23 protein-coding genes are annotated in these 26,329 nt (G+C 73.1%); 9 read left to right on the top strand and 14 right to left on the bottom strand.

Going from position 1 to position 26,329, the window contains the following annotated elements:
* Positions 1-4 precede the first annotated feature (4 nt).
* The 3 genes from sucB to ACIGQF_RS11645 form a co-directional block, all read right to left on the bottom strand.
* On the bottom strand, positions 5-1,777 hold the full coding sequence (gene sucB / locus ACIGQF_RS11655) for a 2-oxoglutarate dehydrogenase, E2 component, dihydrolipoamide succinyltransferase (protein WP_399708237.1): 1,773 nt from the start codon (positions 1,775-1,777) through the stop codon (positions 5-7).
* Between the two features lie 54 nt (positions 1,778-1,831).
* Positions 1,832-3,220, bottom strand: a complete 1,389-nt coding sequence (gene lpdA, locus ACIGQF_RS11650) for a dihydrolipoyl dehydrogenase (protein ID WP_399708235.1) — start codon at positions 3,218-3,220, stop codon at positions 1,832-1,834.
* Between the two features lie 305 nt (positions 3,221-3,525).
* A complete protein-coding gene (locus tag ACIGQF_RS11645; RefSeq protein ID WP_399708233.1) occupies positions 3,526-5,055 on the bottom strand; it encodes a leucyl aminopeptidase in 1,530 nt (509 codons plus the stop codon).
* Positions 5,056-5,371: 316 nt separating this feature from the next.
* Here ACIGQF_RS11645 and ACIGQF_RS11640 point away from each other — a divergent pair, with 316 nt between their 5' ends.
* A complete protein-coding gene (locus tag ACIGQF_RS11640; protein WP_399708231.1) occupies positions 5,372-6,244 on the top strand; it encodes an endo alpha-1,4 polygalactosaminidase in 873 nt (290 codons plus the stop codon).
* A gap of 17 nt (positions 6,245-6,261) precedes the next feature.
* On the opposite strand, the gene ACIGQF_RS11635 is transcribed toward ACIGQF_RS11640, so the two are convergent.
* From ACIGQF_RS11635 to ACIGQF_RS11615, 5 genes are all read right to left on the bottom strand, one after another.
* Positions 6,262-7,077: an adenosylcobinamide-GDP ribazoletransferase gene (locus ACIGQF_RS11635; protein WP_399708229.1), complete on the bottom strand. Its 816-nt coding sequence runs from the start codon at positions 7,075-7,077 to the stop codon at positions 6,262-6,264.
* A gap of 9 nt (positions 7,078-7,086) precedes the next feature.
* Complete coding sequence (locus ACIGQF_RS11630; RefSeq protein ID WP_399708227.1) at positions 7,087-7,737, bottom strand: hypothetical protein; 651 nt, start codon at positions 7,735-7,737, stop codon at positions 7,087-7,089.
* A gap of 225 nt (positions 7,738-7,962) precedes the next feature.
* Positions 7,963-9,060 carry a nicotinate-nucleotide--dimethylbenzimidazole phosphoribosyltransferase gene (locus tag ACIGQF_RS11625; RefSeq protein ID WP_399708225.1) on the bottom strand — a complete coding sequence of 366 codons (1,098 nt, stop codon included), beginning with the start codon at positions 9,058-9,060 and terminating at the stop codon, positions 7,963-7,965.
* A gap of 67 nt (positions 9,061-9,127) precedes the next feature.
* The gene (locus tag ACIGQF_RS11620; RefSeq protein ID WP_399708223.1) at positions 9,128-9,616 is read right to left on the bottom strand and encodes a hypothetical protein; all 489 of its coding nucleotides are present in this window, start codon (positions 9,614-9,616) and stop codon (positions 9,128-9,130) included.
* Between the two features lie 63 nt (positions 9,617-9,679).
* Positions 9,680-10,918, bottom strand: a complete 1,239-nt coding sequence (locus tag ACIGQF_RS11615) for a bifunctional adenosylcobinamide kinase/adenosylcobinamide-phosphate guanylyltransferase (RefSeq protein ID WP_399708221.1) — start codon at positions 10,916-10,918, stop codon at positions 9,680-9,682.
* A gap of 173 nt (positions 10,919-11,091) precedes the next feature.
* Here ACIGQF_RS11615 and ACIGQF_RS11610 point away from each other — a divergent pair, with 173 nt between their 5' ends.
* Entirely contained in the window at positions 11,092-11,328 is a 237-nt protein-coding gene (locus ACIGQF_RS11610) for a hypothetical protein (protein ID WP_399708633.1), read from the top strand.
* 64 nt (positions 11,329-11,392) lie between these two features.
* On the opposite strand, the gene ACIGQF_RS11605 is transcribed toward ACIGQF_RS11610, so the two are convergent.
* Together ACIGQF_RS11605 and ACIGQF_RS11600 are read right to left on the bottom strand one after the other, a co-directional pair.
* The gene (locus ACIGQF_RS11605; protein ID WP_399708630.1) at positions 11,393-12,136 is read right to left on the bottom strand and encodes a class I SAM-dependent methyltransferase; all 744 of its coding nucleotides are present in this window, start codon (positions 12,134-12,136) and stop codon (positions 11,393-11,395) included.
* A gap of 50 nt (positions 12,137-12,186) precedes the next feature.
* Positions 12,187-12,786: a DUF3043 domain-containing protein gene (locus tag ACIGQF_RS11600; RefSeq protein WP_361560862.1), complete on the bottom strand. Its 600-nt coding sequence runs from the start codon at positions 12,784-12,786 to the stop codon at positions 12,187-12,189.
* Positions 12,787-13,039: 253 nt separating this feature from the next.
* Between ACIGQF_RS11600 and ACIGQF_RS11595 the strand changes: the two genes are divergently transcribed.
* The 5 genes from ACIGQF_RS11595 (at position 13,040) to ACIGQF_RS11575 (ending at position 19,612) form a co-directional block, all read left to right on the top strand.
* Positions 13,040-13,840, top strand: coding sequence for a PspA/IM30 family protein (locus tag ACIGQF_RS11595; RefSeq protein ID WP_351599308.1), 801 nt, complete (start codon positions 13,040-13,042; stop codon positions 13,838-13,840).
* A 54-nt stretch (positions 13,841-13,894) separates the two neighbouring features.
* Complete coding sequence (locus ACIGQF_RS11590; protein WP_399708219.1) at positions 13,895-14,173, top strand: hypothetical protein; 279 nt, start codon at positions 13,895-13,897, stop codon at positions 14,171-14,173.
* A 154-nt stretch (positions 14,174-14,327) separates the two neighbouring features.
* The gene (locus ACIGQF_RS11585) at positions 14,328-15,617 is read left to right on the top strand and encodes a sensor histidine kinase (RefSeq protein WP_399708217.1); all 1,290 of its coding nucleotides are present in this window, start codon (positions 14,328-14,330) and stop codon (positions 15,615-15,617) included.
* Positions 15,614-16,291 (top strand): response regulator, encoded by a 678-nt coding sequence (locus tag ACIGQF_RS11580; protein WP_399708215.1) that lies wholly within the window; start codon positions 15,614-15,616, stop codon positions 16,289-16,291. The genes ACIGQF_RS11585 and ACIGQF_RS11580 overlap by 4 nt, the downstream gene beginning before the upstream one ends.
* A gap of 159 nt (positions 16,292-16,450) precedes the next feature.
* Positions 16,451-19,612, top strand: coding sequence for an efflux RND transporter permease subunit (locus tag ACIGQF_RS11575; protein WP_399708213.1), 3,162 nt, complete (start codon positions 16,451-16,453; stop codon positions 19,610-19,612).
* A gap of 58 nt (positions 19,613-19,670) precedes the next feature.
* Here ACIGQF_RS11575 and nadA read toward each other — a convergent pair whose 3' ends face one another.
* On the bottom strand, positions 19,671-20,867 hold the full coding sequence (gene nadA / locus ACIGQF_RS11570) for a quinolinate synthase NadA (RefSeq protein ID WP_399708211.1): 1,197 nt from the start codon (positions 20,865-20,867) through the stop codon (positions 19,671-19,673).
* A 314-nt stretch (positions 20,868-21,181) separates the two neighbouring features.
* Here nadA and ACIGQF_RS11565 point away from each other — a divergent pair, with 314 nt between their 5' ends.
* Complete coding sequence (locus ACIGQF_RS11565) at positions 21,182-21,535, top strand: iron-sulfur cluster assembly accessory protein (RefSeq protein ID WP_361560848.1); 354 nt, start codon at positions 21,182-21,184, stop codon at positions 21,533-21,535.
* 109 nt (positions 21,536-21,644) lie between these two features.
* Here the strand turns inward: ACIGQF_RS11565 and ACIGQF_RS11560 are convergent, their stop codons facing one another.
* Both ACIGQF_RS11560 and ACIGQF_RS11555 read right to left on the bottom strand, forming a co-directional pair.
* Complete coding sequence (locus tag ACIGQF_RS11560; RefSeq protein WP_399708209.1) at positions 21,645-23,255, bottom strand: hypothetical protein; 1,611 nt, start codon at positions 23,253-23,255, stop codon at positions 21,645-21,647.
* 155 nt (positions 23,256-23,410) lie between these two features.
* Positions 23,411-23,644, bottom strand: coding sequence for a hypothetical protein (locus ACIGQF_RS11555; protein ID WP_399708207.1), 234 nt, complete (start codon positions 23,642-23,644; stop codon positions 23,411-23,413).
* A gap of 141 nt (positions 23,645-23,785) precedes the next feature.
* On the opposite strand from ACIGQF_RS11555, the gene ACIGQF_RS11550 reads away from it, so the two are divergent.
* Entirely contained in the window at positions 23,786-24,760 is a 975-nt protein-coding gene (locus ACIGQF_RS11550) for a carbohydrate kinase family protein (RefSeq protein ID WP_399708205.1), read from the top strand.
* 13 nt (positions 24,761-24,773) lie between these two features.
* Here the strand turns inward: ACIGQF_RS11550 and ACIGQF_RS11545 are convergent, their stop codons facing one another.
* Complete coding sequence (locus ACIGQF_RS11545) at positions 24,774-26,168, bottom strand: cysteine desulfurase/sulfurtransferase TusA family protein (protein ID WP_399708203.1); 1,395 nt, start codon at positions 26,166-26,168, stop codon at positions 24,774-24,776.
* Positions 26,169-26,329 lie beyond the last annotated feature (161 nt).

Raw genomic sequence — 26,329 nt, 5'->3', positions numbered from 1 at the left:
GGGATCAGAGACCGATCTCGGTCTCGAACTCGGCGGCCTCCAGGATCTGCTTGACCGTGGTCAGGTAGCGGGCGGCGTCCGCGCCGTCCACCAGACGGTGGTCGTAGGAGAGCGACAGGTACGTCATGTGGCGGACCGCGATGGTCTCGCCCAGCTCCGGGTGGTCCACGACCACCGGGCGCTTGACGGTGGCGCCGATGCCCAGGATGGCGACCTGGTTCGGCGGCACGATGACCGTGTCGAACAGCGCACCGCGCGAGCCGGTGTTGCTGATGGTGAAGCTGGCGCCGGACAGGTCGTCCGGGCTGATCTTGCTCTCGCGGACCTTGGCGGCCAGCTCGGCGGTCTTCTTGGCGATGCCCGCGATGTTCAGGTCGCCGGCGCCCTTGATGACCGGGGTCATCAGGCCCTTCTCGTTGTCCACCGCGATTCCGACGTTCTCGGAGTCGAAGTAGGAGATGGTGCCCTCGTCCTCGTTGATCCGGGCGTTGATGACCGGGTGGGCCTTCAGCGCCTGGACGGCGGCCTTGACGAAGAACGGCATCGGGGACAGCTTGACGCCCTCACGGGCGGCGAAGCCGGCCTTGGCCTTCTCGCGCATCCGCATGATCTTGGTGATGTCCACCTCGACCACGGAGGTCAGCTGCGCCTGGCCGTGCAGGGCCTTCATCATGTTGTCGCCGATGACCTTGCGCATCCGCGGCATCTTGACGGTCTGGCCACGCAGCGGCGAGACCTCCAGCGCCGGCGTCTTGGGCGCGGCGGAGGTGGCCGGGGCGGCAGCAGCCGGGGCAGCGGTCTTCGCGGCCTCGGCGGCGGCGATGACGTCCTGCTTGCGGATGCGGCCACCGACGCCGGTGCCCTGGACCGAGGCCAGGTTCACGCCGTTCTCCTGGGCCAGCTTGCGGACCAGGGGGGTGACGTAGGCGCCGTCGGGCTCACCAGCAGGCTGCGCGGCGCCGGCCGCTCCGGTGGAGCCGGTGCTTGCACCGGGGGCCGGGGTGACGGGCGCGGGCTGCGCGGCGGGGGCCGGAACCGGCGCCGGGGCGGCCGGCTGCGGGGCCGGAGCGGGGGCCGGGGCCTCCTGCTTCGGCGCCTCCTGCTTCGGGGCCTCCTGCGGGGCGGGCTGCTCGGCGGCGGGCGCCGGAGCGGCCGGGGCGGCCGCGGGGGCAGCACCGGCAGCGCCGATGACGGCGAGCTTGGCGCCGACCTCGGCGGTCTCGTCCTCGCCCACCACGATCTCCAGCAGGGTGCCGGCAGCGGGGGCGGGGATCTCGGTGTCGACCTTGTCGGTGGAGACCTCGAGCAGCGGCTCGTCGGCCTCGACGGACTCGCCGACCTCCTTCAGCCACCGGGTGACGGTGCCCTCGGTGACCGACTCGCCCAGCGCGGGCAGCACGACGTCGGTGCCCTCGGCACCACCGGCGGCGGGAGCCGCCGGGGCCTCGGCGGCCGGGGCCGGAGCCTCGGCAGCGGGGGCGGGCTCGGGCTGCTCGGCCGGGGCCTCGGCGGCGGCGGGCTGTTCGGCGGGGGCGCCGGAGCCGTCGTCGATGATGGCCAGCTCGGCGCCGACCTCGATGGTCTCGTCCTCGGCGACCTTGATGGACGCCAGAACGCCGGCAGCGGGGGCGGGGATCTCGGTGTCGACCTTGTCGGTCGACACCTCCAGCAGGGGCTCGTCGGCCTCGACGCGCTCACCCTCGGCCTTGAGCCATCGGGTGACGGTGCCCTCGGTGACGCTCTCGCCGAGCGCCGGAAGGGTTACGGAAACCGCCATGGTTTCTGTTGCTCCTAACGAATGGTGCGGATGTGGTCGCGCCCGGACTGGGGGTCAGTCGTGGGAGTGGAGGGGCTTGCCGGCCAGCGCCAGGTGGGCCTCGCCGAGCGCCTCGTTCTGCGTGGGGTGCGCGTGGATGAGCTGCGCAACCTCGGCCGGCAGTGCCTCCCAGTTGTAGACCAGCTGGGCCTCGCCGACCTGCTCGCCCATACGGTCACCGACCATGTGGACGCCGACCACGGCACCGTCCTTGACCTGGACGAGCTTGATCTCGCCCGCGGTCTTGAGGATCTTGCTCTTGCCGTTGCCCGCGAGGTTGTACTTCAGGGCGACGACCTTGTCGGCGCCGTACAGCTCCTTGGCCTTCGCCTCGGTGATGCCGACGGAGGCGACCTCCGGGTGGCAGTACGTCACGCGCGGCACGCCGTCGTAGTCGATCGGCACGGTCTTCAGACCGGCCAGCCGCTCCGCCACCAGGATGCCCTCGGCGAAGCCGACGTGCGCGAGCTGGAGCGTGGGAACGAGGTCGCCGACCGCGGAGATGGTCTCCACGTTCGTCCGCATGTACTCGTCGACGAGGACGTAGCCGCGGTCCATGGCGACCCCGGCCTCCTCGTAACCGAGGCCCTGCGAGACGGGGCCGCGGCCGATCGCGACCAGCAGCACCTCCGACTCGAAGGTCTTGCCGTCGGCGAGGGTGACCTTCACACCGTTGTCGGTGTACTCGGCCTTCTCGAAGAAGGTGCCGAGGTTGAACTTGATGCCCCGCTTGCGGAAGGCGCGCTCCAGCAGCTTGGAGCTGTTCTCGTCCTCGACCGGGACGAGGTGCTTCAGGCCCTCGATCACCGTGACGTCGGTCCCGAAGGACTTCCACGCCGAGGCGAACTCGACGCCGATGACGCCGCCGCCCAGGATGATCGCGGACTCCGGCACGCGGTCCAGCGTCAGCGCGTGGTCCGAGGAGATGATGCGGTTGCCGTCGATCTCCAGACCCGGCAGCGACTTCGGCACGGAGCCGGTCGCCAGCAGGATGTGGCGGCCCTGGACACGCTGGCCGTTCACGTCGACGGAGGTGGGGGAGGACAGCCGGCCCTCGCCCTCGATGTAGGTCACCTTGCGGGAGGCGACCAGGCCCTGCAGACCCTTGTACAGGCCCGAGATGACCTCGTCCTTGTACTTGTGGACCCCGGCGATGTCGATGCCCTCGAAGGAGGCCTTGACACCGAACTGGGCGGCCTCACGGGCCTGGTCCGCGATCTCACCGGCGTGCAGCAGCGCCTTGGTGGGGATGCAGCCGTTGTGCAGGCAGGTGCCGCCGAGCTTGTTCTTCTCGATCAGGGCGACGTCCAGGCCGAGCTGCGCACCGCGCAGGGCAGCCGCGTAGCCGCCGCTACCGCCTCCGAGAATCACTAGGTCGAAAACGGTGCTGGCGTCGTTCGCCACGTCACGTCCTCCATGCATGGGTACGCCGGAGCCGGTCTCCGATGACCGGACGGCGGCTGTTGTTCGGCCGCTAGTACTTCGGCCCTGGGTAAGGGGGGCCCTGTCCTGCCAGGCCCCATCTTCGCACTTGTTGAACACGGACGGGACGGCGGGCCGGGCTCAGGGCCCGTCGATCGGCTGCCCGGGCCGCGTACCCAGCCGCACGACCGTGCGGATTTCGTCGAGAGCGAACAGCGGCGTCCGCGCGCACGGGAGGCCCCGGGCGCAGCGCCCGGGGCCTCCCGAAAATCGGCCTGCGCCGCAGGTCAGAGCAGGTCGCCCGCCGCGGTGCGCTCGGCCAGCCGGACCAGGGTGCGGACCGCGGAGCCGGTGCCGCCCTTGGGGGTGTAGCCGTACGGCGCACCCTCGTGGAAGGCCGGGCCCGCGATGTCCAGGTGCGCCCAGGTGATGCCCTCGCCGACGAACTCCTGGAGGAAGAGGCCGGCGACCAGGCCGCCGCCCATCCGCTCGCCCATGTTCGCGATGTCGGCGACCGGGGAGTCCATGCCCTTGCGCAGCTCGGCGGGCATCGGCATGGGCCAGGACTGCTCGCCCACCTCGGTCGCGATCTCATGGACCGAGGTGCGGAAGGCGTCGTCGTTGGCCATGATCCCGAAGGTGCGGTTGCCCAGGGCGAGCACCATGGCGCCGGTCAGCGTCGCGACGTCGACGATCGCGTCCGGGGTCTCCTCGGAGGCGCGGGTGATCGCGTCGGCCAGCACGAGCCGGCCCTCGGCGTCGGTGTTCAGGACCTCGACGGTCTTGCCGCTGTACATGGTCAGCACGTCGCCGGGGCGGGTGGCCGAGCCCGACGGCATGTTCTCCGCCAGCGCGAGCCAGCCGGTGACGTTGACCGGGAGGTCCAGCCGCGCCGCGGTGACGACGGCGGCGAGGACGGCGGCGGCGCCGCTCATGTCGCACTTCATCGTCTCGTTGTGGCCGGCCGGCTTCAGGGAGATGCCGCCCGAGTCGTAGGTGATGCCCTTGCCGACCAGCGCCAGGTTCTTCTTGGCCTTGGCGTGGGTGTGGCTGATCCTCACGAGCCGGGGCGGGTTCTCCGAGCCCTGGCCGACGCCCATGAGGCCGCCGTAGCCGCCCTTCTTCAGCGCCTTCTCGTCCAGCACCTCGACCTTGAGGCCGTACTCCTTGCCCGCGGCCTGCGCCTCGGCGGCGAAGGTCTTGGGGGTGAGGCCGTTGGAGGGGGTGTTGATCAGGTCGCGGGCGCGGTTGATCTCCGCGGCCAGGGCCTGCGCGCGCTCGGCGGCGGCCTTGTGGGCCTTGTCGCGCGGCTTGGCGCCCAGGACGGCGACGTCGGCCAGCGGCGCGGACTTGTCGGCCGCGCCCTTCTTGGCGTCGTTGTTGCTGCGGTAGGCGGTGAAGCTGTACGAGCCCAGGAGCGCGCCCTCGGAGACCGCGGCCACCGCGTCGGCGTCCTCGACCGGCAGCGCGAAGGCGGCCTTCTTGGTGCCGGTCAGTGCGCGGGCCGCGGCACCGGCGGCGCGGCGGAGCGCCTCGTTGTCGTAACCCTCGCCCTTGGCCGGTGTCTCGCCCAGGCCGACCGCCAGCACGACCGGCGCCTTGAGTCCGGAGCCGGCCGGGACCTTGGTCACCTCGCCCTCGGCGCCGCTCGCGCCCAGGGTCTCCAGGACGTCGGCCAGCTTGCCGTCGAAGGCCGCGTCCACGGCGTCGGCGCCGGGCGCCAGGACGGGTCCCTTGTCGCCCTTGGCCAGGCCGATGACGACGGCGTCCGCGCGCAGTGTGGCGGCGGAAGAAGTACTGAGGGTCAGTGCAGTCACGGTATTGAAGGTCCTGTTCCGTCCGGGGAATCCATGAGCGCTCGTGGCGCCGCTGGCGCCGAGCCTACGCTTGGGGGCCCTGCTGGGTCCCGCGCGATGCCATACCCGTTCCCCCGGCTGACCGGTCGAAATGCCGTACGCGGTGACGAACTCTTTTGTTTTTACCGTTACTTGGGCGACATCTGGGTGTTGTGGCGAATTGCTCCGGAGGGCATGGCGCCGTGCCGGGGCAACCGTCCGGCGCCGGTCACCGTCCCCCAGGACGGACGCGCACCCGCGCGCACGGCTGCACGACAGGAAAGTTGAGAACCCCTCAGTGGAACGACCGGCCTCCCCCCGAAGACTGCTGCTCCGCCGCCCCCGCCGGGCGCCCCTCCTGCTCGGCGTGGCGGGCCTGGTGCTCGCCCTCACCACGGCCTGCGGCCCGGCGCCGTCCGGGGACGGGGGAGGCGGAGGAAACGAGGGAGGAGCCACGAAGGACCGGGCGGGGGAGCGGTGGCAGCCGGAGCCCGGTACGGACTGGCAGTGGCAGCTGACCGGCCGGCTCGACCGCGGTGTCGACGCGCCCGTCTACGACATCGAGGGCTTCGACCACGGCAAGGCCACCGTCGCCGGGCTGCACCGCGACGGCCGCAGGGTGATCTGCTACCTCAGCGTCGGCGCCTGGGAGGACTGGCGGCCCGACGCCGGTGACTTCCCGAAGTCCGTCATCGGCCGGTCCAACGGCTGGAAGGGCGAGCGCTGGCTGGACATCAGGAAGCTCGACGTCCTGGAGCCGCTGCTCGCGAAGCGCTTCGACATGTGCCGCGACCGGGGCTACGACGCCATCGAGCCGGACAACGTCGACGGCTACGCGAACCGCTCCGGCTTCCCCCTCACCGCCGCCGACCAGCTGAGGTTCAACCGCATGGTGGCCCGGCTCGCGCACGAGCGCGGCATGGCGGTCGGCCTGAAGAACGACCTCGACCAGATCCCGCAGCTGGTGAAGGACTTCGACTTCGCGGTGAACGAGCAGTGCGCGCAGTACGGCGAGTGCGACCGGCTCACCCCGTTCATCCGCGCGGGCAAGGCCGTCTTCCACGTGGAGTACGAGCTGCCGACGGACCGCTTCTGCGCCACCTCCCGGAAGCTGAAGCTCAGCTCGCTGGAGAAGAAGATGGACCTGACGGCCTGGCGGCGCACCTGCTGACCGGCTGAGCCGGGGCGTCAGCCGAGGGCCAGCACCACGACCGTCACCAGCCCGGCGGTCTCCGCGAGCCCGCCGAAGACGTCCCCGGTCACGCCGCCGAGCCGCCGCCGGCAGTGCCGCAGCAGCAGCTCGGCGGCGCCCAGGCCGAGAACCACCGCGAGCACGACGTGCAGCGCCCCGAGGGCTCCGCCGTACGTCCCGTACCCGGCAGCCGCTGCCAGAGCGGCCACCAGGACGCCCGCGACGGCGGCAGCGCGCGGGGAGACCGTCCCGGCGACCGCGGCCCCCAGCCCCTCCGGGCGGGCCGCCGGTACGCCGGTGCGGGAGGCGAGGGTGAGGGCCAGGCGGGCGGTGACCGCCCCGGCCACCGCCGCCACCGCGCCCGCCGGGCGGCCCGCCGCGTACAGCTCGTACACGGCGGCGACCTGCGCGAGCAGGGCCAGCAGCAGGACGATCACGCCGAACGGGCCGATGTCGGACTGCTTCATGATGCGCAGCGCGTCCGTGGCCGGCTTGCCGCTGCCCAGCCCGTCGGCGGTGTCCGCGAGCCCGTCCAGGTGCAGGCCGCGGGTGAGCGCAGCGGGCACCGCGACCGTGCCGACGGCCGCCAGCAGCGGGCCGCCGCCGAGCAGCAGCAGGACCGTGCCGAGCGCCGCCGCGCACCCCCCGACGACCAGCCCGGCGACCGGCGCGCAGAGCATGCCGCCGCGGGCCGTGGCCCGGTCCCAGCGGGTCAGCCGTACGGGCAGCACGGTCAGCGTCCCGAAGGCGAACCGCAGCGCGTCGGCGACGGTCGGGGGGCCGGCGGGGGACTCGGTGGGGGTGGCGCTCATCGCGGCAGGCTAACCCGGCTCCCATGCCCCCTCGCCGTCCGGGGCGGCCCGTACCCGGCCGTACCCGGCCTGCCGCCGGAGTTCGGCGGCGCCGCACAGCGCGAGCACCGCCACGATGGCCGCGAGGTGCTCCTTGCCCGCGAGGTTGGCCTTCACGAGGACCTCGGCGATCATCAGGGCCGCGACCAGCGCGCCGGTCAGCCACGCACGGTGGCGCCAGCACACGGCCATGGCGAGGCCGACCACGGCCGCCGAGGGGCCGGTGTCGACGACCTGCGCGTCGGCGGCGGGCAGCCCGAGGGGGAAGCCGGGGCCGATGGCCACGCCGAGGCGCGCGTACAGCGTGCCGGCCAGCGACGCCGTGTACGCGATCAGCAGCGTCCGGCGGCGGCCCAGGACGAGCTCCGCGATCCCGAAGACCACCAGGATCTGTGCGAGCGCGCCCCACACCGGCAGGTCCAGGGCCGGTACGAACAGGGACAGCGGCGTCCGCAGCAGGGCGGCCCACAGCGGGTCGGCGGCGCGGACGCAGCCCAGCTGCTGGATGATCCCGTAGCCCCAGTGCTGGTTCTGCGCGAGCTGGCAGAACGCGGTGAGGGCCACGGCGGCGAGCGTCATCGGGACGGCCCGCCACGTCCGGCCGGCCCGCGCCTCCCGCACGGCCGCCAGCAGCGGGCCCCACTCGGCACGCGCGGCACGTCTGGCGCGGGCGCGGAAGTGCGATTCGATGGGACACCGCCAGAGGGTGAGGACAGGCGGCGCCCGCCCCGTCGGCGGCACCGGGTGCGCGCCGGCCGCGCACCGTCCCTGTAGACCCGTCCTCGCGGCCGGAAGTTCATCCGGCGGCCGAGTGATCTCCGCCTCGGCCGCCGCGCCGTCGGGGGATCAGCCCTCCGCGGCGTCCTTCTCCGGTGCGTCCTCGTCCTTCGCGTCCGCCGGCTCCCGTACCGGCAGCTCGGCCGCCAGCGCCGCCGCCGCCTGGACCAGGGGAAGGGCCAGCAGGGCGCCGGTGCCCTCGCCGGCGGTCACGCCGTGGTCGAGCAGCGGCGTGAGCGCGATCCGGTCCAGCGCCTTGGCCTGCGCGGGCTCGCCGCTGGCCTGGCCGGCCAGCCACCAGTCCGGCGCGCGGAAGGCGATCCGCTGCGCCACCAGCGCGCACGCCGCCGAGACCACGCCGTCCAGAATCACCGGCGTCCGGCGGACCGCGCTCTGCAGCAGGAAGCCGGTGGCCGCGGTGAGGTCGGCGCCGCCGGTGGCGGCCAGCAGCGCGAGCTGGTCGCCGAGCACCGGCCGGGCCCGGCGCAGCGCGTCGCGGATCGCCGCGCACTTGCGCATCCAGGCCAGGTCGTCGATGCCGGCGCCGCCGCGCCCCGTGACCACCGAGGCGTCCGTGCCGCACAGCGCGGCGATCAGCGTGCCCGCCGCCGTGGTGCCGCCCACGCTCAGGTCGCCGAGCACCACCAGATCCGTACCGGCGTCCGCCTCCTCGTCGGCGATTGCCATGCCCGCGCGGAACGCCTGCTCGGCCTCCTCCGCGGTCAGCGCGTCCTCGATGTCGATCCGGCCCGAGCCGCGGCGCACCCGGTGCTTGGTGACGTCCTCGGGCAGCTCCCCGGCGTCGCAGTCCAGCGCCATGTCGACCACGCGCGGCGCGGCGCCGAACCGGCGCGCCAGCACCGCCGCCGGGCTCGTCCCGTCCAGTACGGCGCGCGCCAGGCCGGTGGCGCTGCCGGCGGCGCGCCCGGAGACGCCCAGCTCCGCCACGCCGTGGTCGCCCGCGAACAGCACCGTACGGACCCGGTCCAGGGGCCGGACCGGGACCTGCTGCTGTACGGCGGCCAGCCAGTCGCCCAGCTCGTCGAGGCGGCCCAGGGCTGCCGGCTGGACGAGGCGGCGCTCCCGCCGCTCCTCGGCGTCCCGGCGCCGGCCGCCGTCGGGACGCTCGATCAGGTTCGCGAAGTCATCGAGGTTCAGGGCGCTCATTCGGCGCAGGTTACCGGCAACGCGCCACTCGGTGCGCGGGCGGTCGGCGCAGGGGCTGGCGGCGGCCTCAGAAGCGGAATTCGGTGGGGGCCGGCGCCGCGGTCCGCCGCGGCGGCTTGGCGCGGCCCGGCCGGCCGGCGGCCGCGAGGCGTTCGAGCGGCGCGTCCAGCAGCAGCGTCGCGCCGGGCAGCCGGCGGGCGCACAGCGCGCACAGCTCGTGCAGCACACCGGCGGCGGGCGGCCCGAAGGCGAGCACCAGGACACCGAGCGCGGGACGGGCGACGGCGGCGGGCCAATGGGGCCCGGCGGGCCGCCCGGTGAGGGTGCGCCACCGCGGGCCGTCCGGCAGCAGCATGCGGCGCAGCGCCGCGGTCGCCGGCTCCTCGACGGTCAGCCAGCGCAACTGCCCGTTGTCCACCCGCCAGAATCCGGGGTCCAGGCCCTCGCCGAGCGCCACGACCGTGGCCTGCGGGCGGTCGCGCAGGTACCGGCGGACCGCGTCGTCGAACCGGCCGCCGTCGGAGGGCGGTGCCATGCCGCCGCGGGACGGTGTCATGGCGTCAGATGACGGTACGGAGCGCCGTCCGGCAAGCGGGACACGGGCGGGCGCCCGCGCGCGTCACCCGCGCAGCGTAATGGCCTGCCCCGCGACGACCAGCAGGACGTGCTCGCACTCGGCGGCGAACGCGGCGTTCAGGCGGCCCAGTTCGTCCCGGAAGCGGCGCCCGGCGGGGGTCGCGGGCACCACCCCGGAGCCGACCTCGTTGCTGACCGCGACCAGCGGCCTGCGGGTGGCGCGCACCGCGGCCACCAGCTCGTCCGTCCGCGCCCGCAGCGCCCGCTCGCCGCCGCCCGCCCAGGTCTCGTCGTCCCAGGCGCCGACGTCGTCCATGGCGTGCGTCAGCCACAGGGACAGGCAGTCGATCAGCAGCGGGGAGGCGGCGGTCTTCTCCGTGCCGGGCCCGTCTTCGGCCTCGTCCTCGCCCGCCAGCAGGGGCACCAGGTCGCAGGTCTCGGCGGTCCGCCAGGAGGCCGGGCGGCGCTCGCGGTGGAGGGAGACCCGCGCCGCCCACTCCTCGTCGCCGTTCCGCAGCCCGCCGGTCGCGACGTACAGCACGTCGGGGAAGGCCGCGAGCCGCCGCTCGGCCTCGACGGACTTGCCGCTGCGCGCGCCGCCCAGCACCAGCGTCCTGCGCGGCAGGTCGGGCACCGCGTGGTACTCGCCGACCAGCAGCGACGTGCCGTCCGGTACCGCGCGGGCGCCCAGCGCCGCCAGCCGCCGGTGCAGCTCGGCGCCGGGCGGGGTGTCGTGGTCGAGATGCACCGCGAGCACGTCGGTCGCCGCGTCCACCGCGCCGCTCGCCCGCAGCCGGGCCAGCGCGTCGGGCCGTCCGAGCACGTCCAGCACGACCATCTCGTAGGGCCCCTTGCCCTCGGAGGCCCCGGCGGGCGCGGCACCGGGCGGCAGGTAGAGCAGCCGCTCGCCGTACGGGCCGCCGATCTCGTACCCGGTGCCCGGCACGTCCACCGCCACCGCCCGGACCCGGTGCCCGTCCAGCAGCGCCAGCTCCCGCCCGTCCGCGACCCGGCCCGGCTGGGGGATTCCGGTCGGGACCTCGACGGCGGGTCCCTCGTGCGGGTGCGTCAGGAGCACTTGGCGCACCCCCGTGAGTGACTGGCCCGCGCGGGCCGCGGCGAAGGCGGCCCCCGGGGTGAGGTCGAGGAGCAGTGCGCCGTCCAGGAGCAGTGCGGTCGCCGCCCGCGCCGCGCCGCCCGTGGCGCCGGCGCAGGACGCGCACGGGCAGCCGGGGCGGGGCAGCCCCTCGGGGGCGCCGGTGCCGAGCAGTGTCAGTTCCACGCGCCGATTTTCTCCTGTCCGCGGCCGCCGGGCGCGCGGGGGGACGTCTCGACACGGCCGTTAGGCTGCTGATCAGTACCACGGGACATGACACCTGAGCGGCAGAACAGGGCATGACCACTGCACGGCACCAGCACGAGCAAGCACGTACCCGGTGGGACCAGGAGGCGGACATGGCGTGGACGTGGCGGTTCGAGAAGGCCGACGGTACGGAGGCCGCTCCGGGGGAGAACCCCCCGGAGGACTTCTCCACGCAGGGGGACGCGGAGTCCTGGATCGGCGAGTATTTCAAGTCGCTCGTGGACTGCGGCGTCGACCAGGCGACCCTGTTCGAGGACGGGAAGAAGATCTACGGCCCGATGAGCCTGCACGCCGAGGACAGCGAGGGCACGGAGGCCGCCGAGGCCTGAGCGCCGTGCCGGCACGGACGAGGGGCGGCGGGCTTCCGGGCCCGCCGCCCCTCGTCGCCGTGTGTCAGCCGCGTACGCCGCAGACGTGCAGCAGGGCCGCCACCGCGCGGTACGGGTCGGTGCGCCCGGCGCGTTCCTCGGCGGCCAGCAGCCGGGTCAGCTCCTCGACGGGCAGCGGCACCGCGTCGTCGGCCGCGAGGTCGGTGAAGAGCCGTACGCCGTACCAGGCGTGCAGCGGGGCGCCGATGCCCGCGAGGGTGGTGGTGAGCGCCGCCAGCCGGTCGGCGCGCACGCTGAGGCCGAGCCGGTTCTTGTAGCGCGGCGAGTCGAAGGCCGACAGCGCCGTGTCCCAGTCGCCGGACAGCCCGGAGCGCAGCGCCAGCGCGTCGGCGTTGCGCACCAGGACGGAGAGCAGGCCGCCGGGCGCCAGCACCCGGGCGAGCCCGGCCAGCATCGGGTCGGGCTCCTCGACGTACATCAGGACGCCGTGGCAGAGCACCACGTCGAAAGTGCCGGGCAGGAAGTGCACGCCGGTCTCCCGGCCGTCGCCCTCGACCAGCCGGACCCGCTCCTGGATGCCGGCCGGCTCGCCGGCCAGCGTGGTGCGGGCCGCGGCGAGCATCTTCGGGTCCGACTCCAGGCCTGTGACCTTGTGCCCGGCGCGGGCCAGGCGCAGTGCCTGGGTGCCCTGGCCGAGGCCGACGTCCAGGACGCGCAGTCGCTGGCCCACCGGGAACCGTGCGGAGATCTGCTCCTCCAGCTGCCGGGCCACCAGCTCCTGCCGGACGGTGTTCCGGATTCCCCCCAGCTCGTCCAGCCAGGGCTCGGCCCCTCCGGCAAAGCCGGAGGAACCGGTGCTCAGGGCCGTTCTCCCCGCTTGACCTGCGGCTTGGGCAGCCGCAGTCGACGCATCTGGAGGGTGCGCATCAGGGCGTAGGGCTTGACGCCCTTGAGGTTCTCGTTCGGGAACCGCTGCTTGAGGCGCTTGGTCAGGCCGGTCCACACGACGATCGAGTCCAGCACGATCAGCAGGATCACGACCAGCCACAGGATGAGCGCGATGCTCTGGATCTGCGGCACCCGGACCATGGTCAGCACGAGGATGATCACGGCCACCGGGAGGAAGAACTCCGCGACGCACCAGCGCGAGTCGACGTAGTCGCGCGCGAAACGGCGGACGGGGCCCTTGTCCCGTACGGGGAGGTACCGCTCGTCACCGTTGGCCAGCGCTTCGCGCTGCTTGGCCATGTCGGCGCGGCGTGCCTCCCGCTGGGCCTTGACGGCCTCCTTGCGGTTGGCCGGCGCCGACTGCGCGCGGGAGCGGCGCTGGGACTGCGCCTGACTGCGCTTGGGCGTCGGGCGGCCCTTGGGGGCCTGCGGGTCGCGGGGCTGCTGGGGCTGGTCCGCGGTCACCTTGGAGGTCGCGGCCTGCTCTTCCTTCGAACGGCTTCGGAACACAGAACCCAAGGGTACGCGGTCGCCCTCCGTGAGCCAGAGCTTGAGGGGAACGATCCGGCAACGGCCGGGGCGGGTACACGTACTACGCCTACTCCCTGCGCCTGAGAAAAGGAGCTGCGTGATCGTCCTGCAGGAGGAGCACATCCGGGTCCAACCAGTGCGGTAATGGAACCGGGGCCCGTACTGTGGGGTCTGTAGATGTGCTGGAGCCGAAGCCCGAAGTAACTCGGTGAGAAGGGGGCGCGCGAGGCCCATGAGCGACGGTGTCATGAAGCGGATGGGGATGATCTTCCGCGCGAAGGCCAATAAGGCCCTGGACCGGGCCGAGGATCCGCGCGAGACCCTCGACTACTCCTACCAGAAGCAGCTGGAGCTGCTCCAGAAGGTGCGGCGCGGCGTCGCCGACGTCGCGACGTCCCGCAAGCGCCTGGAGCTCCAGCTCAACCAGCTCCAGGGCCAGTCCTCCAAGCTGGAGGACCAGGGCCGCAAGGCGCTCGCGCTCGGCCGCGAGGACCTGGCCCGCGAGGCGCTCTCCCGCCGTCAGGCACTGCAGCAGCAGGTCACCGACCTGGAGACGCAGCACCAGACGCTGCAGGGCGAGGAGGAGAAGCTCACCCTCGCGGCGCAGCGCCTCCAGGCCAAGGTGGACGCCTTCCGTACGAAGAAGGAGACCATCAAGGCCACCTACACCGCGGCCCAGGCGCAGACCCGGATCGGCGAGGCCGTCTCCGGCATCTCCGAGGAGATGGGCGACGTGGGCCTGGCCGTGCAGCGTGCCGAGGACCGCACCGCGCAGATGCAGGCCCGGGCCGGTGCGATCGACGAGCTGCTGGCGTCCGGCGCGCTCGACGACCCGACCGGCATGGCCAAGGACGACCTCACGGCCGAGCTGGACCGGATCTCCGGCGGCGGCGACGTCGAGCTGGAGCTGCAGCGCATGAAGGCCGAGCTGGCCGGGGGCTCCTCCGCCGGGCAGCAGGCCATCGAAGGGGGGCAGGGCGGCCAAGCTCAGCAGGCCCCGCAGCAGGACCAGCCGCGCTTCGACAAGCAGTGACCGGCGGACGCGGATAGCCTCGTCGGGACGCCGGACCGGACCAGAGGAGACGTCATGATCGTACGGATCATGGGCGAGGGGCAGGTAAAGGTCGAGGACAGCCACTTCGTCGAGCTGAACAAGCTGGACGACGAGCTGCTCGAAGAGATGGAGAGCGGCGACACGGACGGCTTCCGGCGGACCCTGGGCGCGCTGCTCGACGCGGTGCGCCGGCTGGGCGAGCCGCTGCCCGACGACTCCCTGGAGCCCTCGGAGCTGATCCTCCCCGCCCCCGACGCCACCCTCGACGAGGTCCGCCAGATGCTCAGCGACGACGGCCTCATCCCGGGCTGACCCGGCCCGGCCCCGGCGATCCGGCCCCGTCCCGTACGGGACCGTGACCGCCCGGCTTCTTCCAGCAGGGACGCGCCCCGGCCACCGGCCCCGCCGTCCGCCGAACACCCTCGGCGGGCCGCGGCCGGTGACCGGGGCGCTACCGTTTCTCCTCGTGACTCCCCTCGCCACCGGACAGGGCACGCGGCCCGGGCCCGCGCTGCTCGCCCGGCTCCGCGCCCACCCCGTCGCGCTCGACGCGGTCCTGGCGGCGGCCGTGCTCGCGGTGATCCTGACCGGCGCCGCGGCCGGCCCGCACGGCCGGTACGGGCCGCGCTTCGGCGACCGGCCGCTGGAGGCGTCCACGGTCCTCCTCGCGACGCTGGCCTGTAGCGCGCTGGTGCTGCGCCGCCGCTACCCGCGCACCGTCCTCGCCTTCACGGGCGCCATGACGCTGGCCGAGCTGATGACCTCCACCAGCGAGCCGCGCGGCCCGGTCGCCGCCGCCTCGGTCATCGCCGTCTTCACCGTCGCCGCCCGCACCGACCGCCCCACCACCTGGCGGATCGGCGCGCTCACCGTGCTGGTGCTCACCGCCGCCGCCATGCTCACCAGCACCCGCCCCTGGTACGCCCAGGAGAACCTGGCGATCTTCGCGTGGACCGGCATGGCGGCCGCGGCCGGCGACGCGGTCCGCAGCCGCCGCGCCTTCGTCGACGCGATCAGGGAGCGGGCCGAGCGGGCCGAACGCACCCGCGAGGAGGAGGCCGGGCGCCGGGTCGCAGAGGAGCGCATGCGCATCGCGCGCGAGCTGCACGACGTCGTCGCGCACCACATCGCGCTGGTCAACGTGCAGGCCGGGGTCGCCTCGCACGTCATGGACAGCCGCCCCGACCAGGCCAAGCAGGCCCTCGCCCACGTCCGCGAGGCGTCCCGCTCGGCCCTGGAGGAGCTGCGCGCCACGGTCGGCCTGCTGCGCCAGTCCGACGACCCGCAGGCCCCCACCGAACCGGCCCCAGGGCTCGGCGTCCTCGACCAGCTGATCGACGGGTTCGTACGCGCCGGGCTCCCCGTCGAGCTGGAGCTGCCGCCCGGCAGTCCCGAGGGCCTGCCCGCCTCCGTCGACCTGACCGCGTACCGCATCGTCCAGGAGGCGCTGACCAACGTGCACAAGCACGCGGGGGAGGGCGCACGCGCCACGGTGCGCATCGTCCGCTCGGCCGAGGCGCTGACGCTGACGGTGCTGGACGACGGCGGCGGCGGACCCGCCCGGCCCCGCCCGCGCCCCGGTGAACAGCAGGAGCCGGCGGACCGTACGGACGGCGGCGGGCACGGCCTGATCGGGATGCGGGAGCGGGTCGCCGCGCTGCGCGGCTCGGTGGAGACCGGGCCGCGCCCGGCCGGCGGATTCAAGGTACGGGTACGGCTGCCGCTGCAGACCGCACGCACGGGGGAGACAACATGACGATCAAGGTGCTGCTCGCGGACGACCAGGCGCTGCTGCGCAGCGCGTTCAAGGTGCTGGTGGACTCCGAGCCCGGGATGCGGGTGGTGGCCGAGGCGTCGGACGGCGCCGAGGCGTACGAACAGACCCGTGCCACGGCGCCCGACGTGGTCCTGATGGACATCCGGATGCCCGGCGTGGACGGGCTGGCCGCCACCCGCATGATCAGCGAGGACCCGGAGCTGGCCGGGGTGCGCGTGGTGATCCTGACGACCTTCGAGGTCGACGACTACGTGGTGCAGGCGCTCCGGGCGGGCGCCAGCGGCTTCCTCGGCAAGGGCGCCGAGCCGGACGAACTGCTGAGCGCCATCCGGGTCGCGGCGGCCGGGGAGGCGCTGCTGTCCCCGGTGGCCACGAAGGGGCTGATCGCCCGGTTCCTCGCCCAGGGCGACGGCGAGGACGGCGCGGCGGGCCCGGACGCCGAGCGGCTGGCGACGCTGACCGGCCGGGAGCGCGAGGTGCTGGTGCTGGTCGCGGGCGGGCTGTCCAACGACGAGATCGCCGAGCGGCTGTCCGTCAGTCCGCTGACCGTCAAGACGCATGTGAACCGGGCGATGGCCAAGCTGGGCGCCCGCGACCGGGCACAGCTGGTGGTCATTGCGTACCAAACCGGACTCGTCCGCCCGCGGGTGTAGCAGCGGGTGGAGCGGGGCGTACTGCGGACGCGGTACGCCCCGGCCCCGGAAATGGACCTGGGTGCTAGGGAAACCGCGCTGCGCGTGCCGGATGGTGTAAGCGGGCCCGCCATGGGCCGTTGCCGGAAGCGTTCAGAACAAAAGAGAGAGACCCCACCCATGTTCAGGCTGTCCCGACTCAGCCTCGCACAACGGGGCCTGATAGCACTGATGTCGATCGTGGCGATCGTCTTCGGGGCCATCGCGATCCCACAGTTGAAGCAGCAGCTGCTGCCCTCCATCGATCTGCCCATGGTGTCCGTCGTGGCGCCGTACCAGGGCGCCTCGCCCGACGTCGTCGAGAAGCAGGTCGTCGAACCGCTGGAGGACGGCATCCAGGCGGTCGACGGCATCACGGGCGTGACCTCGACGGCCAGTGAGGGCTCGGCCGTGGTCATGGCCGAGTTCGACTACGGCAACGACTCCAAGACGCTGGTCGCCGACGTCCAGCAGGCCGTCAACCGGGCCCGCGCCACGCTGCCCGACGACGTCGACCCGCAGGTCGTGGCCGGCGGCACCGACGACCTGCCGACCGCGGTGCTGGCCGTCGCCTCTTCCGGGCAGGACCAGCAGGCCCTCGCCGACCGCCTGGACCGCAGCGTCGTCCCGGCCCTGAAGGACATCGACGGCGTCGGCCAGGTCAGCGTCAACGGCGTCCGCGACCGGGTCGTCGCGGTCACCCCCGACGACGCCAAGCTCGCCAGGGCGGGGCTCACCCCGGCAGCCCTCGGCCAGGCCCTGGAGGCCGGCGGCGCCTCCGTGCCGGCCGGCTCCTTCGCCGAGGACGGCAAGAGCCGCACCGTCCAGGTCGGCAGCGGCTGGACCTCGCTCCAGCAGATCAAGGACCTCACCGTCTCCCCGGCGGCGGCCGGTGCCGCGGCGGGCAAGGGCGGGGCCGGCGCGCCGGTACGCGTCGGCGACCTCGCCACCGTGAAGCAGGAGTCGGCCACCCCGACCTCGCTCACCCGCACCAACGGCAAGCCCAGCCTCGCGGTCCAGATCACCATGGACCAGGACGGCAGTGCCGTCGCCATCTCCGACGCGGTCAAGGACAAGCTCCCGCAGATCCGCGCCGACCTCGGCCAGGACGCGGACGTCACGGTCGTCTCCGACCAGGGCCCGCAGGTCTCCAAGTCCATCGAGTCCCTCACCACCGAGGGCCTGCTCGGCCTGGTCATGGCCGTGATCGTGATCCTGGTCTTCCTGCTGAGCCTGCGCTCGACGCTGGTGACCGCGGTGTCCATCCCGCTGTCCGTCGTCATCACGCTCATCGTGCTGTGGACCCGCGACCTGTCGCTGAACATGCTGACCCTGGGCGCGCTGACCATCGCCATCGGCCGGGTCGTGGACGACTCCATCGTCGTCCTGGAGAACATCAAGCGGCACCTCGGCTACGGCGAGGAGCGCAAGCACGCCATCCTCACCGGCGTCCGCGAGGTGTCCGGCGCGATCACCTCCTCCACCCTCACCACCGTCGCGGTCTTCCTGCCGATCGGCGTGGTCGGCGGCATGGTGGGCGCCCTCTTCGGCGACTTCTCGATCACCGTCACCGTGGCCCTGCTGGCCTCGCTGCTGGTCTCCCTCACCGTCGTACCGGTCCTCTCGTACTGGTTCCTGCGCGCCCCGAAGGCCGTCGAGGGCAGCGACCCGGAGGCGCTGCGCAAGGCCGCCGAGGAGAAGGAGAGCCGCAGCGCCCTGCAGCGGCTGTACGTACCGGTGCTGCGCTTCGCGACCCGGCGCCGGGCCACCAGCCTCGTCATCGCCGTGGTCATCCTCATCGGCACCTTCGGCATGGGCCCGCTGCTGAAGACCAACTTCTTCGACCAGGGCACGCAGGACACCCTCTCCATCCAGCAGGAGCTGGCCCCCGGCACCAGCCTCGGCGCCGCCGACAAGCAGGCGAAGCGGGTCGAGAAGCTGCTCGCGGACACCGACGGCGTGCAGGACTACCAGGTCACCGTCGGCTCGTCGGGCATGATGGCGGCCTTCGGCGGCGGCGCCAGCGCCAACCAGGCGTCGTACCAGGTCAAGCTGGCGAACGCCGACGACTCCGACCGGGTCGTCGCGGACATCCGGGACGGGCTGAAGAAGCTCGGCGAGGACATCGGCGACACCACCGTCTCGGCCGGCCAGGCCTTCGGCAACCAGGACCTGAGCGTGGTCGTGAAGGCCGCCGACGGGGACGTGCTGAAGGACGCGGCCGAGCAGGTACGGAAGAAGGTCGCCGGCCTGGACGACGTCACCGACGTCACCAGCGACCTGGCACAGAGCGTGCCCCGGATCTCCGTCACCGCGAACGACAAGGCCGCGGCCGCCGGTTACACCCAGGCCACCCTCGGCCAGGCCGTCGGCCAGGCGGTACGCGGCACCACCAGCGGCAAGGCGCTGCTGGACGACGCGGAGCGGGACGTCGTGGTGAAGTCGGCGCACCCGGCCACCACCGTGGCGCAGCTGAAGAAGCTGACGCTGCCCGGCCCGTCGGGCATGGTGCGGCTCGGCGACATCGCCGAGGTGAAGACGGTGGCGGGCCCGGTGCAGATGACCCGCATCGACGGTGCCCGGTCCGCCACCATCACGGCCAAGCCGACCGGTGACAACACCGGCGCGGTCACCACGCAGCTGACGTCCGAGCTGAAGGACCTGGACCTGCCCAAGGGCGCGACCGCCGAGATCGGCGGCGTCTCGGCCGACCAGGACGAGGCGTTCTCCTCGCTCGCCCTGGCCATGCTGGCGGCCATCGCGATCGTCTTCATGCTGCTGGTGGCGACCTTCCGATCGCTGATCCAGCCGCTGATCCTGCTGGTGTCGATCCCGTTCGCGGCGACCGGCGCGATCGGCCTGCTGGTCGCCACGGGCACCCCGCTGGGCGTCCCGGCGATGATCGGCATGCTGATGCTCATCGGCATCGTCGTCACCAACGCGATCGTGCTGATCGACCTGATCAACCAGTACCGGGCGCAGGGGTACGGCGTGGTCGAGGCGGTCGTCGAGGGCGGCCGCCACCGGCTGCGGCCCATCCTGATGACGGCCCTCGCAACGATCATGGCCCTGCTGCCGATGGCCCTCTCGGTCACCGGTGACGGCGGGTTCATCTCCCAGCCGCTGGCGGTCGTCGTGATCGGCGGCCTGATCACCTCCACCCTGCTGACCCTGCTGCTCGTGCCGACGCTCTACGCGATCATCGAGCTCCGCAAGGAGAAGCGGGCGGCGAAGAAGGCCGCCAAGCGGTCCGGTTCCGCCGCGCCGGAGGGGGACCGTACGCCGGAGCCCGCCGGCGTCTGACCCGCACAGCACGTGGGGCCCGTACCGAAGTCCGGTACGGGCCCCACATGTGTGACGGCTACGGCAGCGCCAGCATCCGCTCAAGCGCGAGCTTGGCGAAGTCCTCCGTCTCCTTGTCCACCTCGATCCGGTTGACGACCTTGCCGTCCGCCAGGGACTCCAGGGCCCAGACCAGGTGCGGGAGGTCGATGCGGTTCATCGTGGAGCAGAAGCAGACCGTCTTGTCGAGGAAGACGATCTCCTTGTCCTCGGCAGCGAAACGATTGGCCAGGCGGCGGACCAGGTTCAGCTCGGTGCCGATCGCCCACTTCGACCCGGCGGGCGCCGCCTCCAGGGTCTTGATGATGAGCTCCGTGGAGCCCACGTGGTCGGCCGCGGCCACGACCTCGTGCTTGCACTCCGGGTGCACCAGCACGTTCACGTCCGGAATGCGTGCCCGGACGTCCTCGACCGACTCCAGCGAGAAGCGGCCGTGCACCGAGCAGTGCCCGCGCCACAGGATCATCTTCGCGGCGCGCAGCTGCTCGGGGGTGAGGCCGCCGTTCGGCTTGTGCGGGTTGTAGACCACGCAGTCGTCCAGCGACATGCCCATGTCGCGCACCGCGGTGTTGCGGCCCAGGTGCTGGTCGGGCAGGAAGAGCACCTTCTCACCCTGCTCGAAGGCCCACTCCAGGGCCCGCTTGGCGTTCGACGACGTGCAGATCGTGCCGCCGTGCTTGCCGGTGAAGGCCTTGATGTCCGCCGAGGAGTTCATGTACGACACGGGTACGACCTGCTCGGCGACGCCGGCGTCGGTCAGCACGTCCCAGCACTCCGCGACCTGCTCGGCGGTGGCCATGTCGGCCATCGAGCAGCCGGCGGCCAGGTCGGGCAGGACGACCTTCTGGTCGTCGGTGGTCAGGATGTCGGCGGACTCGGCCATGAAGTGCACGCCGCAGAAGACGATGTACTCGGCGTCCGGCCGCGCGGCCGCGTCCCGCGCCAGCTTGAAGGAGTCGCCGGTGACGTCCGCGAACTGGATGACCTCGTCGCGCTGGTAGTGGTGGCCGAGCACGAAGACCTTGTCCCCGAGCTTCTCCTTGGCCGCGCGGGCCCGCTCCACGAGGTCGGGGTCGGAGGGCGCGGGCAGGTCGCCCGGGCACTCCACGCCCCGCTCGCTCTTCGGGTCGGCCTCCCGGCCGAGAAGGAGCAGCGCGAGCGGCGTGGGCTGCACGTCGAGGTCCTGACGGGACTGGGCGGTGGTCACGACACGCACCCTCTCTTCGTAATCGATCAGGGCGGCAGGGCCGCTCCAGTGGAGCCGGTGCTGGTGGGCACCGGGGTTACTTCTCGTCGAAATGACGTTATCTATCATAGTCGCTTCACGTCAGTTTGACGATGGGCATTGTGTCGATGTGACGCATCACCCGGCCGGCCGTACCCCGGCAGTCGCTGACCTTCGCGGCGGGGTGTGCGAGCATGAAGAGGGGTGGAAAATTCCCCAGAACTTCGAGCCCGCCCGGAATGAATCCGGGGCCCCGTCGGTTACTGCCGAGGGCAAGGGGTCCGTACAACCCGGGAGAGATGTAGATGAGCGTTCAGGACGAGACCACCGTCAGCGACGGCATCATCCTGTCCGACGCAGCCGCGTCGAAGGTCAAGACCCTGCTGGAGCAGGAAGGCCGGGACGACCTCGCGCTGCGGGTGGCCGTTCAGCCCGGTGGCTGCTCCGGCCTGCGCTACCAGCTCTTCTTCGACGAGCGCTCGCTCGACGGCGACGTCGTGAAGGACTTCGGCGGCGTGAAGGTCGTCACCGACCGGATGAGCGCCCCGTACCTGGGTGGTGCCTCCATCGACTTCGTCGACACCATCGAGAAGCAGGGCTTCACGATCGACAACCCCAACGCCACCGGCTCCTGCGCCTGCGGCGACTCCTTCAGCTGAGCCGGCCGGCTCCGGCACACGGAGACATATGACGAAGGCGGCGTTCCCCGCGGGGAACGCCGCCTTCGTCATGGCCGCCCTCGAACCTCCGGCTCGCGGCGGCCCGCCGTCACTTCTGCGGCACCGTCTCACCGCTGGAGGCGTCGATGACCTCCCGGCCGTCCAGCGGGGAGTCCAGCGTCACCGTCTTGCTGAACTGCTTGGCGATCTTCACGCAGACCCCGCCCGGCTTCTTCTCCTTGCCGGTGACCTGCGCGGTCACGGCCGTGCCCGACTGATCGGCGCTGGCCGAGTAGTTGCTGCACACGCCGCCCCAGAAGTGCAGCGTCAGCTTCTTGCCGTCCTTGGAGACCGCGTACGACTCCAGGCTCTGCGCACCCTTCTGGCCCTCCTTGCCGCCCTGCGGCGGCTGCGCGGGCCGCTGGGTGGCGGCGTCACCGGCGTTCCGGTCCACCACGAACTTCGGGTCGACCGCCGGGTGCGCGACCGTCGTGCCGGCGTCCTTGCCGCCGGGCGAGCCGGGCTGCCGCACCTCGTACATCCACGAGGGCACGAGCGCCTGGCTGCCGTTCACGAACTGCACCGACAGGCCGAACCGGGCGCCGGTCACCTCGGCGGGCGAAGGCTTCCCGGGCGCCGGCTCGCACGGCGCGACACCCTTGTCGCCCTTGCCGTCGGCCTTCTCGTCCTTCTCGCCCTTGTCCGGCAACGGCGTCGCGCACTTCTCCTTGCCCTTGCCCTCGGCGGAGCCGGCCCCGCCGTTCAGGTGGTCAAGGGTCTTCCCCGCGCTCAGCACCGGGTAGGTGTCGCCCTTGACCGGCCGCGCGAGCTGGCCGCTGCCGCCGACGACCCGGCCGTCCGAGCCGACCTGGAGGTCGCTCTGCCAGCCGTACGTCGGCAGGCCGCCGAACGTCGGGTTCGCGGAGACGATCCGCACCGCGCCGGACAGCCCGCCGGCGTCCAGCTTCGCGTCCTGCTGCCCCAGCGCCGCGAGCACCGGCTGCACCGCCTGCTTCGCCTCGTTCTGCGACACCGCGCCCTTGCCGCTGCCGTCGTCCTCCGTGCTGGCCTCCCGGCCGCGGTACGAGGGGCAGCCGGGCCCGTCGGAGGAGTGGCCCGTCTTCGCGTCCGCCGCCTCGCCCTTGGGCGCGGCGGGCAGCGCGCAGTTGACCCCGCCCGGGGTGCCGTACTGCGCGAACGTCCACGAGCCGGTGCCGGCCTTGGCCACCTGGAGCACGGGCCCGCGGGAGTCCTTGTCCTGGCCGCCGACCTTCCAGGTGCCGCCCTCGGAGCGGACCTGGCCCGAGACGTCCAGCGCCTTGGCCAGCCGGGCCACCGCGGCCTTGCCGACCGGGCCCTGCGGGCGGTAGACGGGCGCGTCGGCCGGCCCGTCCGGCAGCTCGCCGACCGCGCGGTACCCCGCGCCCTGCGGGTTCGGCTCGCCCGGCGCGATGCCGCTGTTGCCGCTGTTCCCGCTGTGCGACTGGCCGTAGCCCTCCAGGGCCAGGGGCGGCGGGTCGGCCGCCGCGCCGGCGCTGCCCTCGCCGTCCTGGCCGGAAGCGCCCGATGCCCAGTACGCCGCGCCACCGCCGGCCAACAGCACGGCGGCGGCCATCGAGGCGACCACCAGCGGGCTGCGCCCGCGCCGCCCCGGGGTGGTGGGGGTCTCGGTGGAATTCTTCCCGCTGCCGGTGGCAGGGGGAGTGTCCTCGGTGCTCACCGCATCGCTCCTTCGGCTCCGCTGAACAACTGATGCGCCATCCTCCGTGAGGGGGACGCCGATTGGACGGAGCCGGGCCGCGGACGGTTCCGCCCGCGGCCCGAACGGGCCGCTGACGGCCCGTGGAAGAGCGGTGGAGGAGTGGCTCGCCGTACTCAGTCGCCGTACTCGGACATCCCGTCCAGCAGTTTCGCAGAGGTGGCGGGCACCGTGATCCCGCGGAGCTCGGCGGCCGGGCGCGGCGGCGCGGCGAAGTGGCCGTCGCTCCGCCAGTGCGGCGCCATGCGGGCGCAGTCGCCGAGCAGTTGCTCCATCGAGTCGTGCGCGGCTCCGTCCGGGTGACGGCCGGTGGAGCGATCTGTTGTGACGGGCTTCACATGTGGGGTCATATGCGCACCGTACGCACCCTTCACACCGCGAAAGAAGACCTACTATCGGGTAGTTTCGCCAGGTCGGAAGGGTCGTCCCGAACGGGTAGCGTTGGGTCACGTCCGTCACCGCCCCACGCCTCCCCGCAGGAGCGAATCGCCGTGCGTATCGCAGTCACCGGCTCCATCGCCACCGACCACCTGATGACCTTCCCCGGACGCTTCGCCGACCAGCTGGTCGCCGACCAGCTCCACACGGTCTCCCTCTCCTTCCTGGTCGACCAGCTCGACGTGCGGCGCGGTGGCGTCGCCGCGAACATCTGCTTCGGCATGGGCCAGCTCGGCACCGCGCCGATCCTGGTCGGCGCCGCCGGCAACGACTTCAGCGAGTACCGCGCCTGGCTGGACCGGCACGGCGTCGACACCGCCTCCGTACGGATCTCCGAGGTGCTGCACACCGCCCGCTTCGTGTGCACCACCGACGCCGACCACAACCAGATCGGCTCCTTCTACACCGGCGCGATGAGCGAGGCCCGGCTGATCGAGCTCCAGCACGTCGCCGAGCGCGTGGGCGGCCTGGACCTCGTCCTGATCGGCGCGGACGACCCCGAGGCGATGATCCGGCACACCGAGGAGTGCCGTACCCGCTCCATCCCCTTCGCCGCCGACTTCTCCCAGCAGATCGCGCGGATGGACGGCGACGACATCCGCACCCTCATGGACGGCGCGGCCTACCTCTTCTCCAACGAGTACGAGAAGGGCCTCATCGAGTCCAAGACCGGCTGGACCGCCGAGGAGATCCTCGGCAAGGTCGGCACCCGCGTCACCACCCTCGGTGCCAGTGGCGTCCGCATCGAGCGCGAGGGCGAGCCGGTCATCGAGGTCGGCGTCCCCGAGGAGAAGGCCAAGGCCGACCCGACCGGCGTCGGCGACGCCTTCCGCGCCGGCTTCCTCTCCGGCCTGGCCTGGGGCGTCTCCCTGGAGCGCGCCGCGCAGGTCGGCTGCATGCTGGCCACCCTCGTCATCGAGACGGTCGGCACCCAGGAGTACGAGCTGCGCCGCAGCCACTTCCTGGACCGCTTCACCAAGGCGTACGGCCACGAGGCCGCCGCCGAGATCCAGCAGTACCTGGACTGAGACCCGGCACGGACTAGACGCGGCGCCGCACCACGTACGCGGCGCCGCGCTCCGGGGGCCCGGCGGCTTCCCCCAGGTACTCCTGGCCCTGCGTCCAGCACCACGCGGGGATGTCCAGCGCCGCCACCTCGTCATCCGACAGCACGGTCACCGTCGTGCCGACGGCCACCCCGGCGACCGCCTTCGCCAGCTCGATCACCGGCACCGGGCAGCGCGCGCCGAGCGCGTCCACGACCACGTCGCCGGACGCGCCCTCAGGGGCCCGCGCGGGGCGCGCAGCGGGCGCGCCCAGCTGCTCCCGCACCCCGGCCACCGCCTCCGGCAGCACCGCCAGGAAGCGGTCCACCTCGGCCTCGTCGGTCCCGGTCGGCAGCGACACCCGTACGTTGCCCTCGGAGAGCACGCCCATCGCCTTCAGGACGTGGCTGGGCGTCAGCGTGCTGGAGGTGCAGGAGGAGCCGGAGGAGACGGAGAAGCCCGCCCGGTCCAGCGCGTGCAGCAGCGTCTCGCCGTCGACGTAGAGGCAGGAGAAGGTCACCAGGTGCGGCAGCCGCCGGACCGGATCGCCGACCACCGCCACGTCCGGCACCAGCTCCGGCACCCGGGAGCGGATCCGGTCCACCAGACCGCGCAGCCGCGCCGCCTCGGCCACGGCCTCCCCGCGCACGGCACGCAGCGACGCGGCCGCCGCCACCACCGCCGGGATGTTCTCGAAGCCGGGCGCCCGGCCCGACTCGCGCTCGTCCGCCGGGCCCCGGTGCGCGAAGCGGGTGCCCTTGCGTACCGCCAGCAGGCCGACCCCGGCCGGGCCGCCCCACTTGTGCGCGCTGCCCGCCAGCAGCGACCAGGGGCCCTCCACCGCTCCCCAGGCGAGCGACTGGGCGGCGTCCACCAGCAGCGGCACGCCCGCCGCGCGGCACGCCTCGGCCGCCTCGGCCACCGGCTGTTCGGTGCCCACCTCATGGTTGGCGGACTGCAGGACGGCCAGCGCGGTGTCCGGGGTGAGCGCCGCGGCGAACTCCTCGGCGGCCACCCGGCCCGTACGGTCGCAGCCCACCACGGCCACGGTGCCGCCGGCCGCCTCGTGCGTCTCCGCCGCGTGCAGTACGGAGGAGTGTTCGACGGCGGAGTGGACCAGCCGGGTGCCGACACGCCGACGGCCGGCCAGCGCGCCCGCCACGCCCGAGTGCACGGACCGGGTGCCGGACGGGGTGAAGACCAGCTCGTCGGGGCGGCAGCCGACCCCCTCGGCGGCGGCCTCGCGCGCGGCGTCCAGCAGCAGCCGGGCGCGCCGCCCCTCCCGGTACAGCCGGGCCGGGTCGGCCCACCCCTCGTCGAGCGCGGCGAGGAGCGCCTCGCGGGCGACCGGGTGCAGGGGAGCGGAGGACGCGGCATCGAAGTAGGACACGGCGAAACGCTAACGCGTTCGGGCGGTGACCCCTCCGGTGCGCCGGACCGGACCGGCGGCGCGGCGTCAGATGCCGGGCAGAAGCGGGGAATCCGGTTGTTCCGGGGGGCCAGTGAGGGGGCCGGGCCACCCCTTCGGGGGGTGACGCGCCGCGTTGGGCA

Source organism: Streptomyces sp. NPDC053560, from assembly GCF_044544605.1.
Lineage (GTDB): Bacteria > Actinomycetota > Actinomycetes > Streptomycetales > Streptomycetaceae > Streptomyces.
The sequence above is the reverse complement of the archived record's forward strand: the minus strand, read 5'-3'. Positions and strand labels throughout refer to the sequence as shown.

Excerpts from the sequence above, each read along its gene's own strand:
- ACIGQF_RS11595 (WP_351599308.1), top strand. The coding sequence starts at position 13,040 with ATGAGCGACGGTGTCATGAAGCGGATGGGGATGATCTTCCGCGCGAAG.
- ACIGQF_RS11575 (WP_399708213.1), top strand. The coding sequence starts at position 16,451 with ATGTTCAGGCTGTCCCGACTCAGCCTCGCACAACGGGGCCTGATAGCA.
- ACIGQF_RS11555 (WP_399708207.1), bottom strand. The coding sequence starts at position 23,644 with ATGACCCCACATGTGAAGCCCGTCACAACAGATCGCTCCACCGGCCGT.
- ACIGQF_RS11610 (WP_399708633.1), top strand. The coding sequence starts at position 11,092 with ATGGCGTGGACGTGGCGGTTCGAGAAGGCCGACGGTACGGAGGCCGCT.
- ACIGQF_RS11620 (WP_399708223.1), bottom strand. The coding sequence starts at position 9,616 with ATGACACCGTCCCGCGGCGGCATGGCACCGCCCTCCGACGGCGGCCGG.
- sucB (WP_399708237.1), bottom strand. The coding sequence starts at position 1,777 with ATGGCGGTTTCCGTAACCCTTCCGGCGCTCGGCGAGAGCGTCACCGAG.
- ACIGQF_RS11635 (WP_399708229.1), bottom strand. The coding sequence starts at position 7,077 with ATGAGCGCCACCCCCACCGAGTCCCCCGCCGGCCCCCCGACCGTCGCC.
- ACIGQF_RS11625 (WP_399708225.1), bottom strand. The coding sequence starts at position 9,060 with ATGAGCGCCCTGAACCTCGATGACTTCGCGAACCTGATCGAGCGTCCC.
- ACIGQF_RS11565 (WP_361560848.1), top strand. The coding sequence starts at position 21,182 with ATGAGCGTTCAGGACGAGACCACCGTCAGCGACGGCATCATCCTGTCC.
- ACIGQF_RS11590 (WP_399708219.1), top strand. The coding sequence starts at position 13,895 with ATGATCGTACGGATCATGGGCGAGGGGCAGGTAAAGGTCGAGGACAGC.
- ACIGQF_RS11580 (WP_399708215.1), top strand. The coding sequence starts at position 15,614 with ATGACGATCAAGGTGCTGCTCGCGGACGACCAGGCGCTGCTGCGCAGC.